Consider the following 14926-nt stretch of genomic DNA (forward strand, 5'->3'; position numbering starts at 1 on the left):
TAACGGAATAACGCTTGGCCCTGTCACCAGCCGAACGGCAGAAACGCTACCGCGAACGAACGAAGGCGAAGGTTGAGCCGTCACGCAAAGGGTCACGCCGGAAACGTTACGGCGAGTCCGAGCTTCTGGAATTGCTCGAATCCCTGCCCCAGGTCCGTGTCGGACGGAACGGCTACGGCGAACAGGACCGAGCGGCGGATTTCATCGCGGTGTTCGCGGGGAGCGACCGAGGCCGCAGGGTTCTGTCGCAGATCGCGGTGATGTGTGACCCGCCGCCGACGCTCGCCGACGCCGACAAGCCCGGAACCCTCGCCTTCAAGACCGGCATGCGCCGGGTGATGGCGGAGATACAGCGCTGTTTCGTGGTCATGGATCCGATTTCCGTGGAAAGGACGCCCAATGAAGATGGTGCAACCGATGGCGACCGGTGAAGACAAGGAGTGGCAGGCCGAAAGCGACCTGCGCGCCTTGATCGAAGCCGAGAAAATCAAGCGCGACGAGCCGCGCATGCGTGCGGCGATGGAGAAACGGAAGGCCATGGCGGACGCTCTGGCCAACATCAAAGGTGATTCCTGATGGCAGGCGAGAACGAAGGTACCGAAGGAAAAGACGGACTGACGGCGGACGACCTTGCCCTGTTGAGTGACGACGGTGGCCAGAAGACGGACGACGGCAAGCAGGCCGGTGATGACGCCGGCAAGGACAAGGCGGACGCTGACGGCAAGGACGCCGGCCAGCAGCAGAAGACCGAAGACAAGACCGGTGAGCAGACGAAAGACGATACGGCTCCGGTCGATTGGCGGGCCGGCATTGCCGATGCCAAGCTGGCCGAATACGCCAAGCGCTTCACCTCGCCCGGCGATCTGGTCCAGACCACGCTCAAGCTTCGCGATGAGGTCTCGCTGCGCATCAAGCTCCCCGGTCCGGACGCCTCCGACGAGGACAAGGCCAAGTACCGCAAGGCCCTCGGCGTCCCCGACAAGCCGGAGGACTACAAGATCGAGCTTCCGGACGGCATGGAGGCCACCGACGCCGACCAGCAGATCATCGACATGGTCCTGCCCATCGCCCATGCCAATGGTGTCCCGGCGGCGGCCCTGAACGGCCTCATCGGCGAATTCCTCCAGAAGTCGCACGATCTTCAGACCGTCGCCGTGCAGGAGATCACCAAGGCCCAGGAAGACGCGGTGACGGCGCTCAAGAAGGAATGGGGCGCCGACTACGAGCCGCACCTGAACCTCGCCAACCGCGCCGCCGAAGTCCTCGGCGGGGAAGATTTCAAGACGTTCCTGTCGTCGACCCAAATCAAGGACGGCGGCATGCTCGGCGATCATCCGGCGATCGTCCGCTTCCTCGCGACCATCGGCCGACGTACCGACGAAGGCGACCTCATGATCGGCTCGACCGCGGACGAAAAAGCGTCGATCCGGGATCAGATCGCCGAACTGAACCGCACGGTTCCGGTGGGATCGGCCGGCTACAAAGACCCGGCTCACCAGAAGAAGCTCACGGAACTGTACGAGGCCGCTTACGGCCGTGCGCCGATCATCGGTTCGCAGACGCGAGCTGCCTGACTCTCAGCCTCAAAGAATTCGCCTGCCCCGAAAAGGCGGGCGCAATCTTCGGATCGTCCCGGCTACCTCGAAAGAGCCCCGGACACGAGCCGTCGCATCACACGACCTTCGCAAAGACCCTGTCGTCACGGCACCGGCCCCCGCTTCACGCGGCTACGCCAAGGTGTCGCGCCGATGGCTACTCAATGCGGGTTTCCTCTCAACTCGTTTGACAAGGAATCCCGTTAAATGGCTACGACCATTACGGAAGCCTTTGTCCGGCAATACGAGGACTTGGTCCACGATGTCTTTCAAAGACAGGGTGGTTACCTTCGTCCCGCAGTCCGGACCAAGGACAACGTCAAGGGCAGTTCGACAACCTTCCAGAAGATCGGGAAGGGGACTGCCACGGTGAAGGCGCGTCACGGCGTCATCACTCCGATGAACCAGGACCACACCGCGATCGAGTGTACCCTCGCCGACTTCTACGCCGGCGATTGGGTCGACAAGCTCGACGAGGCCAAGGTCAACATCGACGAGCGCATGGCTATCGCGCAAGGCGGTGCTTGGGCGCTTGGCCGCAAGGTGGACTCGCAGATCATCACCGCTCTGGACGCTACCACCCAGACAGCGGTGAGCTGGACGTTCACCTCGGTCCATACCGTCGAGAACTCGCTGCTTCTGTCGATCGCAGCGCTCGACGAAACCGATGTCCCGAACGACGGACAGCGGTTCGTCGCCCTTACGCCGTTTGCGTATGCGGCGGCGATGAAGGTTCCTGCCTTCGCCAATGCCGACTATGTGCGGCCGGACAACCAGCCCTTCGAACAGGGCGTTCCGGGCTTCACTTGGCGGCGCTGGATGAACACGCTGTGGACCAGCCACACCGGACTCCCGAACTTCAACGCTGCATCGACCAAGGGGTTCGCGTGGCACAAGAACGCGATCGGATACGCCACCGGGGCGCATGCCGGCAACGCCGCCGAGAATCAGGCGGTGGCTGCCGACATCACCTGGCACGGTGACCGGGCCGCGCACTTCGTCAACCACATGATGAGTGGCGGTGCTTGTCTCATCGACGACACCGGCGTCTTCGAACTGACGCTCGACGATACCACCACGTTGCCGACGGCAGCGTCGTAGAAAGGAGATTGAACCATGGCTTTCACAGCAAGCAATCTTCATCTGCGCGCGGGTGCGCCCGGCGATCTGTCGTACACCTACGACGCCGGCGACGACGCGATGGCGACCGTCGCCGCAGTCGGTTACTTCAACAACACGGACGACGGGTTGAACCTCGTCGCCGACGACCTGATCTGGTGCCAGTGCACCGACGGCAATATGTTCCTGCGTGTAGCATCCGTGTCTTCGGGCTCGGTGACCACGCAGTTTGCCGGCGGCAATCTGCCGATCCAGACGTTTGCAACCGGCACCTCCGGCGTGCTGAATCTTCTCAGCGTCGGCATGTACGAGGTTGGCACCTCGATCGCTACCGCCACGCGCAACGTGCTTCCGACGCCGTATCCCGGCGCCGAGGTACTGGTGCGCAAGGTGGATTCCGGTACGCAGGCGTTCAACTTCGATGCCGGCGCGTGCGCGTCCGACATCAGCGTTGGCTTGGGTGGCGGCACTGGCGTCACCTACGACGCCGTTGGCAACCGGCGTATCCGGCTGGCCCGCGAGGGCGAGGGCTTCCACGTCGTGGGAACCTCGACTTCTCGCTGGCGTATTCGTGCGCTGGAGTTTTCGGCGACGGGTGCGTCCGCTTCGGCCGGCGCCGGTGCGAGCGTCGTGCTCGCCGGCTCCTAGTGATGACGGGCTCGCGGGGCTTCGGCTCCGCGAGCCTTTCTGCTTTTGAATATTGACGGAGAGAGGTTTCATGGCGAAACGGCGCATTGCCCTTATCGGCACTTCTGGCTCTGGAGTTCATGCACCTTTCGCTGAGGAAGATTGGCAAATCTGGGGAGTCAGTGCTCGCGCCGCCCATGTCACCCGTGCCGATCGATGGTTCGAAATGCACCGGCTCGACGGGGAAGAGCAACAGTGGGCGGCGACGTGGCGGGCAACACTGAAGGGCTTCGCCCACAACATTCCCGAACTGGTCATGCTCTATCCGGAGCCGGACCTTGCTCCGAACGTCACGCAGTATCCCTATCAGCGCATCGTCGACCGGTTCGGCACGTTTTTCATGACTTCATCCTTCGCATGGATGATGGCGCTCGCCCTGGATGAAATGGTCCCGGAGGGAACGGTGGCGACCCCCGGCGCGTGCGAGATCGCGATCTTCGGCGTCGAGATGGAGTACGGCACGGAATATCGCCAGCAAAGATCTGGCTTCCGCCATTTCATCGACGTGGCGCGCGTCCTTGGCGTCGGGGTGACACGGCTGGCTTCTGGAGGACTGGCTTACGAGCCAGTCCCCTACCCGCTGTGGCAGGACGATCCTCTGCTTTGCAAGCTGGCGGTTCGCCAGAAGGCGACCAGAGGCGACATGACCACCTTGGAGAATTCGTTGCGGGTCACCCGCACGATGATCGCGCAGAACAAGGCGATGTTGGGCCTTATCGAACAATCGCTCCAGTCGGGTTTCGATGCGGAGCAGCGCATGAAGGAACTACATCGCGAACTGGACGGCTTGATGGATACGTCCGCGCGTCTCAGTCAGGACATCGTTCGGGCGGAGGCAAAATGGGAGGAGCAGCAGTGGGTCTCCGACTATCTGGCTCCTTAGAGACACTGTCCGTCGTTCCAGACCGGATCGGGGAGGAAGCCGACAGCCTGATCAGCGCTGTTGTGGATGGCTGGCAGCATGCTCAAGCCGGTCGGGTGGACGAGGCGCGCGCGGCCTACGTCCGAGCCGACGGGTTTCTACCCGTCGAGTTGTCCGTCAGTCCGGACCTGTCTGTCCTTCGACACAACGTCGGCCGCGCCAGTGGGCTGGTGACGACGGTAGCACCGACCGAGGATTGCGTCGTCTCGTTCGTCCTGCCTGAGACATCCGCCGAGTCGCTGGGGCGTTGGGGCATGACGCCGCCGCTCATCGATGGAGAACTGCTGGAGCGAAATATCCGGGCGTTCATTGAAGGCTTCGATCCGCTTCATCACTCGAAGAATATCGTCCGCGACTTGCCGCATGTGCTCGTGTTGTCGACCGGTCGCTGCGGGACCGTTTCGCTACTGCATCTCTTCGCGCGATCCGGGCTGATCCCGTATCACACCTATTGGTGGCTTCTGTCCTCATCGACGCGATGGGAAATGATGAGTCGCCTGATGGCCGGGCGGTTCGATGGCGACAGGACTGCGTTGCTATGGTCAGCAACGCGCGCCGCAGAATGGCTTGGCGCGATGTCCTGCAACAGGCCGATGATCGGTCTCAACCATCTCGACACGATCTTCGCCCCGGTCTTTGCGGCTATCCACAAGGAGTCGAAGTTCGTCCATATCCATCGCGACGCGGACGCGGTCTTCAAATCGTTCTTCACCAAGAACCAGTGGGGAGGGAGTCAGCTTCGGCCGATGCACTCCACCTTCTCTCCGGAGTTCCGGTTCTACATGACAGACGACGATCTGCCCGCCTGCATCGCCTGGTACATCCGTTTCACCGAAGTCTTTTCTCAGGCAGTCGGTCGGGTTGTCGGCCCGGATCGCTATCTCGAAGTATCGTCCGATCGGCTGTTTGCGCAGGACCGCGATGAGATCGCGCGCCTTCTCGACTTCACCGGGGCGGATATTCCCATTGCCGATGCCGTCGAACACTTCGCTACGCGCATCAACGAGAAGGCGCACAAGGTCACTATGTCGCCGATCGACCTGATCGAACCGCGAAAAATCTTCCGCGCCGCACTCGAACGCCTCGAAGACACCGGCCGCCTCTGAGCGTCCTTTCATTTCCTCAACACCCGGAGCAATCGATGTACCGTATTCCCACGGGCGATATCTGCATGTCGGAAGGCATGCCGTTCTCGCAGCACTACGAGGCCCGCATTCCTGTTCCGCTTTCCGAGATCGAGGAAGATCCCGGACTGGCGCTGCACGGCGCCCACGGTTCCATGCACCCCGGCGATCAGGTCATCGTCTGTTCCTTCGAGCGCGTCGGCAACGACTGGCGCCGGCTGAAGGAAGTCGCCACGTACCGCATCGTCGCCAAGGGCAAGTTTCTGGAGGCGATCCGTGTCGGCGAGACCACGACGGTTCCCGCTGCCAAGCCGATTCCAATCGGTGCGCCTCTGGTCGAACTCGACATCGTCACGGTCGGTAACAACAACTTCGAGGTCCGCGACCGGGCCGGGAATGTCATCGAGCAATTCGGCGACCGGCAACAGGCGGAGGAATTCCGCAAGCGGGAGATGGACCGCGGCGTCACCGGAATTGCCGGACTCGCGGTCAAGCGCGCCTTCGGCGGCAAGTTCAACGTCATCGATTCCGCAGGGGATGTGGTGGTCGCCGACTTCCCGACCAAGGCGGCGGCGGAAGCCTACATCGTCGGCGGCAAGGTCGCGGCCTGAAGCCGTAAGTACGGGAGGCGGCCATGGCAACGAACACCGATATCGTCAACCTGGCGCTCCGGAGAATCGGCGCGACGCGGCTCACCAACCTTGCCAGCGATACGACCAAGGAAGCGCAGGTGGCGCGCGACCTGTTCCCCGAGGTGCGGCGCGACTGCCTCAACCTGCACACATGGAACTTCGCCATCAAGCGGGCGCAGCTCACCGCCTCCGCCACCGATCCGACCTTCGGCTACGACTACGCCTATCCGCTGCCGGACGACTTCATCCGCATGGTCAGCGTCCACCCGCATGACGACGACGAGGCGAGCGTTCCCTATCGCCTTGAATACCAGGAAGGCGACGACCGCGTTCTGCTGACCAACTCCAACCAGATTTACATTCGCTACGTCTTCGATCTCGACGATGTGAACGTGTGGAGCGCGGCGTTCCGTGACGTGCTGGCCTTCCAGTTGGCGCGCGACATGGGCGCTGCCTTGGGTCTGTCGGCGTCGCTCGCCGAACTGACCGACCGCGCGTTTCACCGCAAGCTGGCGCGGGCCAAGGCAATTGATGGTCTTGAAGATTGGCCCGAGCAAATGGCGGAAGGTTCATGGTCGACCAGCAGACATCCTGACGTATCGCGAGCCTGATAGATGGCGTTCGTTCTCGACTTCATCGGCAACATCTTCGGCGGTTCGACCCGCCGGACAGGCGTTCTGGCCACGGCCAAGCAGCCGACGGGGCGCGATCCGGCCAAGGTCACCAACCGGCCGATTCCCCGCAGGCGCACGCTCGGTTCGGTGCCCGGCTTTTCCGTCCGGCCGTCGTCCGGAGGGGCCGGCGGTGTTTCGGTCTCTCCGGTCGGTGGAACGTCGCGGATCGGGACGGAGGCGCTGACCGCCACGCTCGGTCAGCAGGGCTACAAGTCGCTGCTCGGGAATTAGGGGTTATCCGTGGCGGCTGCGAACCCATTTTTTGCAAGCATAAACAGCGGCGAGTTCTCGCCGCGGATGGAAGCACGGACGGATTTTGACCGGACGCCAAACGCTGCCAAGCGTCTCCGCAATCTGATCCTGTTTCCGCAGGGCGGAGTGACGCGCAGGCCCGGCACCCGCTTTGTCGCCGAGGTCAAGGATTCGAGCAAGGAAACCGTCCTGCTGCCGTTCAGCTATTCGCAGGACGATTCCTACACCCTGGAATTCGGCGACGCCTATGCCCGCGTCTATCGCCGGCAGGGCAGGATCGAAGTCGACGATACCAATGCGGCAATCGCGAACGGAACGTTCGCCGCGAACATCACCGGATGGGACGACCGATCGACCGGTAACGGCCTGATCCAGCACGACACCGACGAAGGCGGAAGGATGCGGCTTGGCCGCGATGACGGGACGGAAAGCATTGCGCCGTCGTTGACGGTTGACAGCAACAGTTGGGCCAACCGGACGATCCGGCTGGTGCTTCCGGCCAGCGTCATCACCGAGAATTCATCGGTTATCCGGCTGACGCTTCGCGCCAGCAATTCGGAAGCATTGCGGATCACGAAAGTCTACGTCGGCGAACAGGCGGTATCCGGCGATCCCTACGACTTCGCCTCGACCCCGACGCAGGTGACCTTTAACGGCGGTACGGCGGAGGGCGGCACCATATCGGCCGGCACGGCGGTGACGACCGACGAGATTGCTTTCGAGCACGACGCCAGCCGGGCGCTCGTCATCTCGATTCACGTCTTCAATTCAAGTGCGACCGATCGCATTCGGGCCTCGGCCGCCAATACTCCGAGCGGCTACGCTTTTTACTGGAAGGCCGGCGACGATGCGGCGACGGTCGACGCCACCGGCTATACCAACAACACCACCACCAACGGCTGGGGCGTCGTCAGGAATATCGCATTCGGGATTTCACTCGGTTCCGATGACATCTCGTGGGCCGAAGACGAGGTGACGGTCGCGGCTGGGAACATCAGCAATGTGCATGTGCTGAAGTTCAAGGTCGCCAGCCGGGGCGATGCCAAGGTCGGGTTTCAGGTCGGGTCTTCGTCATTGGCCGCCGATGTGCTTTCCGAAGTGCTGCTGGGGGCCGGCGAGCACTCCATCGAGTTCACTCCCGGCGCGACGACCTTCTACGTCCAGTTCCGCAACCAGAATTCGCCGCCGCAGAGCATCTACATCGACAACGTCGCTTTCATCGACAATGCGCCGATGGAGGTGGTGTCGCCATACGCCGAAGCCGATCTTGCCGAACTGCGTTCGTTTCAGGCGGCCGACGTGGTCTACCTGCTGCATCCGGACTACAGCCCGCGCCGGCTGGAACGGCGGGGGCATCGCTCGTGGTCGATCACCGAGGCATTCTTTACCGACGGGCCGTACCTTTCCACCAACAACGGCCATGACTTCGATGCCGTCCAGCGGATTCCAAACCCGCTGTTTCTGAACGGCATGAAGGACTGGTCGGACGCCTCTGCCGGCGATGCCTATGTCGAGCACAGCAACGTCGGCAGCTTCGCCGAGCTTGATCCAGGAACGTCGGCGGGCAGCGGCAATGCCAGACTGAGAACATCGGCGGTGACGACCAGTGACGCGCTGCATGTCGCGCACATTCTGATTATCGCCGCCGGCCCGGTCGAGGTCCGGTTCGGAACGGCGCCGGCGAGCGACGCCTACATCGATACGACCCTGTTGCCGGGGTGGACTTCGCTGGTCTTCACCACGACCGCCTCGGCATTGCACATCGAATTCACCTACGACGAGTACGACCAGAACCGCGCCGCGGTCGGCGGCTGTCTGGTTTACGATCAGGCGGCGCATCTGCTTCAGGCAACGGCAAAAACCGGCGCGGTTACCGTGACCGCGCATGGCTTTGCACCGTTCACATCGGCCGATGTAGGCAGGCTCTTGCGGATGACGTGGGCCGGGCGCGAGCCAGGCTACGGCGTCATCACCGAATTCGTTGGCACCGACGAAGTCGAAATGCTGGTGCTGCGTGATCTTGCCTCTACAGCGCCGACCGAAGACTGGAAACTCGGTGCGTGGGGCGGCGATCAGGACTACCCGAAGGTGATGGGCTGGTTCGATGGCCGGGCGGTGCTGGCCAATACCCCGGCCAAGCCGCAGTCGTTGTGGCTGTCGCAATCCGGCTTGCCGCAGAACATGCGGCCGGACAGTTTTTCGGATGGGGCAGCGACGATCGAGGACGACGACGCCATCGACAAGACCATCGAGTCGGTGCAGATCGATCCGGTTGTCTGGATGAACGGCCAGCGGCAACTATTGGTCGGAACAGCGGGCGGCGAATGGGTGGTCGAATCGTCCGGCCCGGTGGTGACGCCACTCGATATGTCGGCGAAGCAGCACACGGCGATCTCCGCCGCCGATCTTCGCCATGTCTCGGTCAACCAGATCACGATCTTCGCCGACCGCTCGCGCCGCGAGGTCTACGACGTAGGATTCAAATTCGACGACAACTCGTTCGTCGCGACCGACCTGACGATGCTGGCCGATCACATTTTCCGTTCTCCGGTTGCGGAGATGGCGTTCCAGCGCAGGCCCTATTCGATCATCTGGTGCCGGCGCGATGACGGACGCTTGGCGGCGCTGTCCTACAATCGCCAGCACGACGTTCTCGGCTGGACGCAATCGATCATCGGCGGGACGTTCGGTTCCGGAGATGCGGTCGTCGAATCGCTGGCGGTTATTCCGGGCGCCGAGGACGCCAATCAGCAGTACGATTCGGACGAGCGCGACGAACTGTGGATGATCGTCAAGCGCACTGTTGACGGTGGTACCGTCCGTTACGTCGAGTTCATGGAAAAGACGCTTGAAGGGCCACTACGCGAGGACTACACGACCGAAGCCTTGTGGAAGACGGCGGTGCTGGCGGCGCAGCAGGACGCCTTCTACGTCGATTCGGGGCTGACCTACGACGGTGCGGCGGCGACCACAATCAGCGGCCTCGATCATCTGGAAGGCGAGACGGTGAAGGTGCTTGCCGACGGCAAGGTGATTGCAGACAAGACGGTTGCCTCCGGCGCGATCACGCTGACCACGGCGGCGTCCAAGGTTCATGTCGGCCTCGGCTACACGCATTCCTACGAGAGCCTGAAGATCGCGGTCGGGGCAAGGGCAGGGACATCGGTCAACAAGGTCAAGATCATCACCGGCATTGGTGTAGTCCTTCTCGATTGCGGGCCGTTCAAGATCACCACCGTCGACTACGACGAACTCGGCCGCCGCCAGCACACCCTCTACGACATCAAGATACTGCCGGCGATTGCCGATCCGAACGCCGCCATTGCGCTCTACACCGGAGAAACCGGCGCCAAAACCGACGGGGCTTACTCCGGCGATGCGCGGCTTTACTGCGAAGGCAACGCGCCGCTGCCGTTCACGTTGCTCGGCCTCGCGCCGATAGTCAATACCCTCGACAGGCAGCCCTCGCGCGCCGCATGAGGACTGAAGAATTCCGCGTCGAAGACCTCGATCGGCTGAAGAATTTTGGCGGGCAGGAATACCTGGTCCCGCTGGTCGACCGCGGACAACTGGCCACGGCGATACAATTGGGTGCGCACTATTCGTTCTGGTCCGGGGACGATCTGGTCGGTTGCGCCGGCATCATTCCGGTTCACGAATGGCGGGCGGTGACGTGGGCCTTGCTTCAGCAAGGCGAGACGCGGCGCTTTGCCGGGCTGCACAGGGCGGTGAGCGCGGTGCTTCGTGCCCAGTCCTATCCGCGCATCGAAGCCTATGTCGATCCGGCATTTGCTCCGGCCATGCGCTGGACCGCCATGCTCGGCTTTGAGATCGAGACGGCGTTCAAGCCGTTCTGGTTTCCGGACGGTCGCGGCGCGGCCGAATGGGTTCTTTATCGGGGTGGATGACCAGATGTCGTTTTTGCCCGCGCTCACACTCGTCGCACAGGGCATCAGCCTTGTCTCCGGTATCGCCGGAACGCAGCTCGAAGCCGAAACGTCGGCGCGTCAGGATGAGGAAAAGGCGGCGGTCGATCTGTTCAACGCCAAGGTGGCGGAACAGGAAGCGGTCGCCGAAATGGAGACTGCCGAGGGCGATGCCGTCGATTTTCGCCGTGCGCAATCGGCGCGGGTCGCGGCATCGCGGGCCGTCATGGCCGGGTCCGGGTTTACACTGGAAGGCTCGCCGATACTGGTCGATCAGGCGGCGCTCGCCGAAATCGAACTCGGCGTTCAACGTGTCTTGCATACCGGCCGTTCCAAGGCGGCGACACTCAGACAGGAAGGCACGCTTCTGACCCGCCGCGCCAAGACATCGCGCATCAATGCCGGACTGACGCGAAAGGCGGGGACCATCGCAAGCATCGGACAGGCGGCAAAGGGGTTTGCCGGGTTCGGCGATACGCTGAGCACGCTGGGGGTGCAGTTTGGCTAAGGGTCCGCAACTCGGTCCGGCCGATATCCCGCGTCCCGGCGTCCGCACGGCGCCCGGCGCGCGCGCCATCCCGGCCTTTGTCGAGGACGCCCGTGGTTCTGCACTTCAGGGCTTCAGCCGCGACATGGGCGTGGTCGCCGGAATCGGTCTTGAGCTTCACGAAAAGCGCAAGCGCGCCGAAGACGACGTGTTCGCCGATACCTTCCATCTCGAATACGGCAAGCGCGCCGCCGAGATCGAAGCGGAGGCTCTGAATAGCCCGGAAGCCGGAGATCCCAGGTTCGCGACCATTCTTGACGAGCGTCTTGCCAAGACCGAAGCCGAGGTTATCGACCAGCTCGTCAAGTCGGGAAAGTTCAGTCCGAGCCCGGAAGGTATCGAGCGGGCCGGGAGCGTGTCCCGCGACGTGCGGATATCGTCGGCGCGACGGGCGACGCTGACCGCGCACAATCAGCGTGTTTCCCTGCTTCTGTCGTCGGCCGAGGAAAACGTTCAGGAGATCGCGCGGAGCGCCGCGGGGAGTGGCAATCTCTCAGGCGGACTGGAACGGGCCAACGCGGTCGCCGACAGCGTCTCCGGTTTTCTGGCACCCGACAAGGCCAAAGCCTTTCGTGACGGCGTAAGAGCAACGACGATCACCATGGTCGTCGAGGGGCATCTTGCCAGAGGCGAGTACGATCAGGCGCAGGCGATTATCGATCGCGAGACCGGCTTTGCCGGCGAGGGGGCAGGGGAAGTAGCGCGTACCATCATCGATGTGGCGAAGGAGGAAGGCGTCGACCCGGCCGTCGCATTGGCCATCGCACAAATCGAAAGCGGCCTCGATCCGAAGGCGGACAATCAGAAATCGACGGCGTCGGGCATTTTCCAGTTCACGGCCGGGACGGCGCGGGAGTTCGGGCTTCCGGCAGACGCAGGCACGGCGACCGTCGAGGATCAGGCCCGAGGCGGGATGGCGCTCATCTCCGCGAATGCGGCCAGTCTCCGCCGGGCGCTTGGTTCGGAACCGACTCCGGCGGAAGTCTATCTCGCGCATTTTCTCGGGTCGGGCGACGCCATTCGGGTGCTCAGGTCCGATGCCGATACGAAGCTTTCGGAAATCCTGACGCCACAGGTCATCGCCGCCAATCCGCACCTGAAGGGCATGACGGCCGCCAACGTCCTTGCATGGGCGAAGCGCAAGATGCAGCAGGGCATGAACGCGGCCGGTGGGGCGCTGGAAGGCCGCGAGATCGCGTCGAATGCCGCCGGGCTGCCGCTTGATTCGGCGATCACGCTCAGCAAGCGGGTGGCGTCGGCGCGCGGCAGTCAGCGCGCGGCCTACCGCACCTTGATGAACGACGACGAAGCCTCGATCCGGGCAAGCGGCCAGCCGCTCGACGTAGATTTCGAGCAGGTGCGCGCCGCCTTGGATGAGGACGAGATCGATACGTGGCGGGAGAAACGTGAGGACGCCAGCGCCTATTACGACGCGGTCAGCGACATGGCCGAGATGCCGTCCGACGAGATACCCGGAAGAGTCGACGTGCTGGAACCGAGGCCGAGCGAGGTCGGGTTTGCGCGCGCCGAAAAGCTGCATGACCAAGTCGAGAAGGAAGCCAATCGCATCGTCAAACTGCGCAACGACGATCCGGCGCTGAGCGTCGCCGAGTTGGCCGAGGTGAAACAGGCGGCGGAAGCCTTCGATCAGGCCAAGCCGGCGGAATCGTGGGCCGCGTTGATGAAAGCGAGGCTCGCGGCACAATCGCGCATCGGCATTCAGGAAGACCTTGCATCGGTCCTGACCAGTGATGAGGCCAAGCGCATCGCCGCGCCGATCCGCACCGCGAGCGAAGACGAATGGTACAGCCGCTTCGATCAGATGGTGGCCGGCATCGAGGAAACCTTCGGTGACTACGCCGACGAAGCCTTGCGGCAGGTGGTGCGCGAGTTCGTCAAGAGCGAAGACAAGGCATTCTACGCATCCCGCATCATTCGCCAGATTGTCGACGGGCAGGGTGTCGATCAAGCCACGGTCTCCGCGCTGGACGAGGCAACGGAAACCGGGGCGATGGAAGACGCCGCCGATACGCTGTCCGGGCAGACCGATCCGATCTTCCAGATGCTGCGCGGCGATCCGAACTTTCAGGCCGGTCAGCGCATTGCGATCGACGAATTGATGGGCGGCGGACGAACCCTCCATCCGGTCCCCGACATGACGGCATTGCAGTTCCTGAGAGAGTTCCCGGAAAGCCTGCCCGACTTCATCGCAGTGTACGGCGAGGCCCAGGTACCGGCGGAGGCTCGGAATGCCCGAAGGTAGCCCGCTTCTGCCAACAGGAAAACTGGCCGCGCCAAGCCATACGCAGGCGAGCGGCCGGAATCCGTATCAGGAGATGCTCCTGCGGACGCCGCAACTGAGCGCGCCGCGATTCGGCGAGGCGAGGTCGCTGAGCGAGCGGTGGAATATCGATTTCGAGGCCGGGCGCCGCATGTCGATATTGGGCGCCGGTGAAGCAGTCGTTTTCGACCGCGATCAGGACGAGGTCGACTTCACCAATCCGGGAGACGTTGAGGACTACCTGCGGGGGAAACGCATCCACGAGGCGGAAGCCCGATACAACGCAATGCGCCCGGCGCGCGGGTTGACCGAGACAACCGTTGCGGTGGCTGCGCATCTTGCCGGCGCTGCGTTGTCCCCGGAGACCTTCACGGCGCTGCCGACCAGACTGGTGACCGGCGGGGCGAGCGCGCTGACGCGCATCCTGCGGGCCGGGGCTTCCGGTGCTGCGATCAACGTCGCCATCGATCCGGTGGTACAGGCGCTTCGCATCAAGGCCGGGCTACAGGAGCAATATTCGCCATCCCAGACGGCCCTGGCGGCGGCTCTAGGCGTGGCATTGCCGGGTGCGGTACAGACCGGCATCGAGGCGATTACCGCCCCTGCGCGGCGTCAGGCGGCGCGAGAGACGGCATCGCGGGCCGGGGATGCCGGGCGGCGGGCGGTGGAGCGCGCCGTTACGGGCGAGCGTATCCCGCCTACGCCGGTCGAGGGCCGGTTTGTCGAGCCGATGCGTGGTGCGGCGGTCGCGGCGGACGATTCGTCCGTCATCCCACGACTCAGCTCCGAAGAGCGCGCTACACTTCGTGGCGAGGCGGTTGCGGCAAGGGTGGCCGGGGACGAGTCGGCCGTTCCGTCGCTCAGTCCGGAAGAGCGGGCTACGCTTCGTGGCGAGGGTCGGGGCGAGCCGCCAGCCGCCGAGGCTATCGACGCGCAACGCATTGAAGCCGTGGCGGACGAAATCGAGGCGATCAATCGTCAGGCCGCACCGGACATTGCCGACGATATCGCTCCGGCGGTGTCGGTCCCGGAAATCAGTGTCGAGGCGCTGGTTGCGCGCTATCGGGGATCGATGGCCAAGGCTGGGGTGACCGGAGAGAACGCCGTCGAACTTGAGGCGATATTCCGCGTCGAGGCCGAACGGATTGTCGCGGAACGTGCCGGGCG

The 14926-nt window shown here is 63.4% G+C and carries 15 protein-coding genes; all 15 read left to right on the forward strand.

Features of this window, described 5'->3' with window-relative positions:
- The first annotated feature begins 14 nt into the window (after positions 1-14).
- The gene (locus Q8P46_00430; protein MDP2618637.1) at positions 15-431 is read left to right on the forward strand and encodes a hypothetical protein; all 417 of its coding nucleotides are present in this window, start codon (positions 15-17) and stop codon (positions 429-431) included.
- Complete coding sequence (locus Q8P46_00435) at positions 400-576, forward strand: hypothetical protein (protein ID MDP2618638.1); 177 nt, start codon at positions 400-402, stop codon at positions 574-576. The genes Q8P46_00430 and Q8P46_00435 overlap by 32 nt, the downstream gene beginning before the upstream one ends.
- Positions 576-1574, forward strand: a complete 999-nt coding sequence (locus tag Q8P46_00440; GenBank protein MDP2618639.1) for a hypothetical protein — start codon at positions 576-578, stop codon at positions 1572-1574. The genes Q8P46_00435 and Q8P46_00440 overlap by 1 nt, the downstream gene beginning before the upstream one ends.
- Positions 1575-1802: 228 nt before the next feature.
- Complete coding sequence (locus tag Q8P46_00445; protein ID MDP2618640.1) at positions 1803-2696, forward strand: phage capsid protein; 894 nt, start codon at positions 1803-1805, stop codon at positions 2694-2696.
- A gap of 15 nt (positions 2697-2711) precedes the next feature.
- Positions 2712-3362 carry a hypothetical protein gene (locus Q8P46_00450; GenBank protein ID MDP2618641.1) on the forward strand — a complete coding sequence of 217 codons (651 nt, stop codon included), beginning with the start codon at positions 2712-2714 and terminating at the stop codon, positions 3360-3362.
- 70 nt (positions 3363-3432) lie between these two features.
- On the forward strand, positions 3433-4284 hold the full coding sequence (locus tag Q8P46_00455) for a hypothetical protein (protein MDP2618642.1): 852 nt from the start codon (positions 3433-3435) through the stop codon (positions 4282-4284).
- Complete coding sequence (locus Q8P46_00460; GenBank protein ID MDP2618643.1) at positions 4257-5429, forward strand: sulfotransferase; 1173 nt, start codon at positions 4257-4259, stop codon at positions 5427-5429. Before Q8P46_00455 ends, Q8P46_00460 begins: the two co-directional genes overlap by 28 nt.
- A 35-nt stretch (positions 5430-5464) precedes the next feature.
- Positions 5465-6058 (forward strand): hypothetical protein, encoded by a 594-nt coding sequence (locus Q8P46_00465; GenBank protein ID MDP2618644.1) that lies wholly within the window; start codon positions 5465-5467, stop codon positions 6056-6058.
- A gap of 23 nt (positions 6059-6081) precedes the next feature.
- Complete coding sequence (locus Q8P46_00470; GenBank protein MDP2618645.1) at positions 6082-6690, forward strand: hypothetical protein; 609 nt, start codon at positions 6082-6084, stop codon at positions 6688-6690.
- Positions 6691-6693: 3 nt separating this feature from the next.
- On the forward strand, positions 6694-6984 hold the full coding sequence (locus Q8P46_00475) for a hypothetical protein (protein ID MDP2618646.1): 291 nt from the start codon (positions 6694-6696) through the stop codon (positions 6982-6984).
- A gap of 66 nt (positions 6985-7050) precedes the next feature.
- Positions 7051-10485 (forward strand): hypothetical protein, encoded by a 3435-nt coding sequence (locus tag Q8P46_00480; GenBank protein ID MDP2618647.1) that lies wholly within the window; start codon positions 7051-7053, stop codon positions 10483-10485.
- Positions 10482-10913 (forward strand): hypothetical protein, encoded by a 432-nt coding sequence (locus tag Q8P46_00485; protein MDP2618648.1) that lies wholly within the window; start codon positions 10482-10484, stop codon positions 10911-10913. Before Q8P46_00480 ends, Q8P46_00485 begins: the two co-directional genes overlap by 4 nt.
- A 4-nt stretch (positions 10914-10917) precedes the next feature.
- Positions 10918-11439 (forward strand): hypothetical protein, encoded by a 522-nt coding sequence (locus tag Q8P46_00490; protein MDP2618649.1) that lies wholly within the window; start codon positions 10918-10920, stop codon positions 11437-11439.
- Positions 11432-13741 (forward strand): transglycosylase SLT domain-containing protein, encoded by a 2310-nt coding sequence (locus tag Q8P46_00495; GenBank protein ID MDP2618650.1) that lies wholly within the window; start codon positions 11432-11434, stop codon positions 13739-13741. The genes Q8P46_00490 and Q8P46_00495 overlap by 8 nt, the downstream gene beginning before the upstream one ends.
- On the forward strand, positions 13728-14926 hold a 1199-nt coding region (locus Q8P46_00500), incomplete at its 3' end, for a hypothetical protein (protein ID MDP2618651.1). The genes Q8P46_00495 and Q8P46_00500, both read left to right, overlap by 14 nt.

The sequence above is a fragment of the Hyphomicrobiales bacterium genome, assembly GCA_030688605.1.
GTDB lineage: Bacteria > Pseudomonadota > Alphaproteobacteria > Rhizobiales > NORP267 > JAUYJB01.

Excerpts from the sequence above, each read along its gene's own strand:
- Q8P46_00465 (MDP2618644.1), top strand. The coding sequence starts at position 5,465 with ATGTACCGTATTCCCACGGGCGATATCTGCATGTCGGAAGGCATGCCG.
- Q8P46_00440 (MDP2618639.1), top strand. The coding sequence starts at position 576 with ATGGCAGGCGAGAACGAAGGTACCGAAGGAAAAGACGGACTGACGGCG.
- Q8P46_00480 (MDP2618647.1), top strand. The coding sequence starts at position 7,051 with ATGGAAGCACGGACGGATTTTGACCGGACGCCAAACGCTGCCAAGCGT.
- Q8P46_00435 (MDP2618638.1), top strand. The coding sequence starts at position 400 with ATGAAGATGGTGCAACCGATGGCGACCGGTGAAGACAAGGAGTGGCAG.
- Q8P46_00450 (MDP2618641.1), top strand. The coding sequence starts at position 2,712 with ATGGCTTTCACAGCAAGCAATCTTCATCTGCGCGCGGGTGCGCCCGGC.
- Q8P46_00485 (MDP2618648.1), top strand. The coding sequence starts at position 10,482 with ATGAGGACTGAAGAATTCCGCGTCGAAGACCTCGATCGGCTGAAGAAT.
- Q8P46_00470 (MDP2618645.1), top strand. The coding sequence starts at position 6,082 with ATGGCAACGAACACCGATATCGTCAACCTGGCGCTCCGGAGAATCGGC.
- Q8P46_00475 (MDP2618646.1), top strand. The coding sequence starts at position 6,694 with ATGGCGTTCGTTCTCGACTTCATCGGCAACATCTTCGGCGGTTCGACC.
- Q8P46_00455 (MDP2618642.1), top strand. The coding sequence starts at position 3,433 with ATGGCGAAACGGCGCATTGCCCTTATCGGCACTTCTGGCTCTGGAGTT.
- Q8P46_00445 (MDP2618640.1), top strand. The coding sequence starts at position 1,803 with ATGGCTACGACCATTACGGAAGCCTTTGTCCGGCAATACGAGGACTTG.
- Q8P46_00490 (MDP2618649.1), top strand. The coding sequence starts at position 10,918 with ATGTCGTTTTTGCCCGCGCTCACACTCGTCGCACAGGGCATCAGCCTT.